This is a genomic window from Noviherbaspirillum sp. ST9, from assembly GCF_048799745.1.
In the GTDB taxonomy this organism is placed as follows: Bacteria; Pseudomonadota; Gammaproteobacteria; order Burkholderiales; family Burkholderiaceae_D; genus Noviherbaspirillum.
The window spans coordinates 1-828 of the sequence record NZ_JBLWFR010000054.1 but is presented as its reverse complement, the minus strand read 5'-3'; the positions used below and the strand labels follow the sequence as shown (position 1 = coordinate 828).

The window sequence follows — 828 nt, the reverse complement described above, 5'->3', positions numbered from 1 at the left end:
ATATTCAGCCAGAAAAGAATGCTGCTGAGAAATTTGCAGCGTGCCTCCGCTTTATCCATTCGCTGCCCGACCGGCCGGACGTAATATTCAGCACAGGAGATCATGTAATGGACTCTCTCGACCAAAGTAAAGAACGCGTGAAACAACAATGGGATGTATGGAACAGGGTGGTAAAAGCGGAGAATTCTCTGCCAATACACCATTGCCTGGGCAATCATGACTGCTGGACAGGGCCGGGCTCTAAGAACGATCCTTTAGGGCGAAAGAAATTTGCTTCTGATCAGCTCGGTCTTGCCAAACCCTATTATAGTTTTGACAGAAATGGCTGGCACTTTATTATCCTCGACAGCACTTTCCTTGATTCAGGTCAGGGCTATCTGGGAAAACTTGATGAGGAGCAGTTCAACTGGTTGCAACATGATTTAAAGTCACTTGACTCAAAAACCCCCGTTATGGTTTTGTCGCACATTCCCATTCTTGGAGTGAGCGTTTTCTTTGACGGCGAAAATGAAAAGAGTGGACTGAACTGGAATGTCCCGGGAGCCTGGATGCATATTGATGCCAGGAAGATAACGGACCTTTTTTATCAACATCCTAATCTAAAGTTGTGCATAAGCGGACATATCCATTTGAAAGACAGTGCAGAATACAATAATGTGAGCTACTTCTGCAATGGTGCTGTGTGTGGTAACTGGTGGGATGGAGTATATCATCAAACACCTCCGGGATTTGCATTAATCGACCTGTTTGACGACGGAACATTCAGAAACCAGTACCTGCCATATGATAAATAGCAGAAGTAACCACTACAACGATGAAACAACGATC

Annotated in this window: 1 protein-coding gene; it reads left to right on the top strand. The window is 44.9% G+C overall.

Annotation, left to right across the window (positions count from 1 at the left end; all coding sequences use genetic code 11):
• Positions 1-794 (top strand): metallophosphoesterase family protein (locus tag ACNOHI_RS24690; protein WP_420477377.1); only part of this gene is annotated, 794 nt, incomplete at its 5' end.
• Between the last annotated feature and the right edge of the window lie 34 nt (positions 795-828).